The 2,146-nt window shown below is 54.8% G+C and carries 1 protein-coding gene and 1 pseudogene; both read left to right on the top strand.

The window, feature by feature from the left end; all coding sequences use genetic code 11:
• Positions 1–835 precede the first annotated feature (835 nt).
• A complete protein-coding gene (gene hisC, locus EN984_RS32190; protein ID WP_063169376.1) occupies positions 836–1,966 on the top strand; it encodes a histidinol-phosphate transaminase in 1,131 nt (376 codons plus the stop codon).
• Between the two features lie 71 nt (positions 1,967–2,037).
• A pseudogene (locus tag EN984_RS39095) lies at positions 2,038–2,146 on the top strand (LLM class flavin-dependent oxidoreductase); the annotation flags it as partial.

The raw sequence follows: 2,146 nt of genomic DNA, 5'->3' as shown, positions 1-2,146 counted from the left end.
ACGCAGCGGTGTGAGACGGGCATTCTTGTGGATGTTCATTCGGACCCTCCGATGGATGCTGAAGCGTGGTAACTCCAGTCTCCTCGGTCCGGTCCGAATGGACAACCTCTCGAAAGCTCACACCTAGTGCCGGCAGTGGCACCGCTGTTGTCCGTCGACAGGTCCCGCGCTTGCTCGGTGCGACCAACAACCTTAAGCGCTAGGGCGTAACCTGACCCTGCAAGATCTCCTCACCGACTATAAGGTGCGCCTCACGATCTGAGACGATGGGACAGGATGGCTAAGGAGGTGCGCCGTCTTGCATGCCCCGCCAGCGAGGCGAACCCTCTCGGCTACGCGCGCCACCAGCGACGCTCCATATCGTCAGGCCTGCGTCTCATGCTCAGATGAGCCGGTATTTGGCTCTCTCATCAGCAAACCGAGAGAGCCCATGCCAAGACGGAAGCAAGCAAGACGAACGAGCGTCAGAGATATCCTGCGCCTGACCCATAAACAGGGCAGTCCGGTGGGCCAAGGTGGCAGAGCAACTGAGGTTCGGCAAGACTTCGGCTTCCACCTATCTGCGGGCGCTGGAGACGGGCTGTCGTGCAGGCCCTGCATGCGGCTTTGAGGACGATGCGATGTTGAAACACCGTCTGTTGCGCCGAATCGGCCGTCGGCCAAACGTTGGGTCGTCATCAGGTTCTCGACAGCTTCCCGGTGTCAAATCCAAACCGTGGTCGGCGATCCCCACCAGGGTGGGAAGGCAGCGCTGATATAGCCGAACGTCGATCAAGTCACGATCAACGATTGCCTCATGTCACATGCCCTGCGGGACTGAAAAACGGAGAAGAACATGTGCGATGCAAAACTGAAGACCGTGCTTTCGCTTTTTTCGCCGGTGGCCAGCAAATTAGATGCTCTCTCGTCCAACGGACCAGCGACGGATGCAAACTGCGTTAAGCTAAATACGAACGAGAACCCGTTTCCGTTGCCGAAGAGCGTAATGCAAAGTGCAATTGCTGCGATCGAACACCAGTATCTTTATCCGGAAGACGACAATCTCAGCTTAAGGGCAGCTGCCTCCGATGCTTACGGATTTTCCAAAGATCAGGTGATTGCCGGCAACGGTTCGTCGGAGCTGCTCGGACTCATCTACAGAGCTTTCCTCGCCCCAGGAGATAGAGTGGCAATGCTGTCGCCCGGATTTTCGTTCAACCGTAAACTTGCCATGTTGCAGGGTGCCGAGTTTCTCGAAATCGCATCGAGCGAAGCTCATCCCCTGCCGATAGAAAAACTGCTGTCCGGCCCCGCAAAAGACGCGAAGTTCATTCTGTTGGCTAATCCGAACAATCCGACCGGAACATTCGTGCCGGTGGCCGAAATCGAACGCCTTGTGGAGCAAGCAGATCGCTTGGTCGTCTTGGATGAGGCCTACGTTGACTTCGCACCCGACAATGCCCTGCGCCTCGTCAATAGACATCCGAATCTTTTGATCTTGAGGACTTTTTCAAAGAGCTATGCTGCCGCTGGCGTGCGAGTCGGCTTCGGTTTCGGTCACCCAGAAATCATTGGCAGGCTGCGCAACATCCAGAATGTCTTCAACATGAACGTGATCGGGCAGGCGGTCGGGAAAAGCATTCTTGCGCATCGCCACGCCTACGAAGAGAACCACAGGCACATCAAGCATGAACGACAGCGAGTGACCCTGGCGCTGTTGCAACTTGGCTTTTCCGTAACACCCTCCCACGCAAACTTTTTGCTGGCCCGTGTGCCGGCGGGACAGGAGGGCTCATGCTGGCAAGCCGCGTTGAAAGAGCAGGCGATCCTCATCGCCAGCTTTCCTGACGTAGATTTGAAGAACTGTATTCGCGTCAGCATTGGCACCACAGAGCAGATGGACAAATTCCTTGCTGCCGCCGAACGCGTCTGTATGAACTTTAAGAAGGATCGCGGTGCTCACAAGCATGAAGTCGATTCACATTAATCATCAAGTAATGATATGTCGTGAGCTATGATGATTAGCGAATAAATATAGGTAATTTGGAGAACAATTAATTGAAGAAAATTTCCGCTTCGGGCCTGACCTTCGGCATCTTCGATCATCTGGACGAAAACGGCGATGACATCGCACAACAATATGCAGATCGGCTGAGCCTAGCAGAAG

The organism is Mesorhizobium sp. M7A.F.Ca.CA.004.12.1.1 (assembly GCF_003997835.1).
Lineage (GTDB): Bacteria > Pseudomonadota > Alphaproteobacteria > Rhizobiales > Rhizobiaceae > Mesorhizobium.
This window is presented reverse-complemented; position numbering and strand designations above follow the sequence as displayed.

Coding starts and splice junctions, on each gene's coding strand:
- hisC (WP_063169376.1), top strand. CDS start 836: ATGTGCGATGCAAAACTGAAGACCGTGCTTTCGCTTTTTTCGCCGGTG.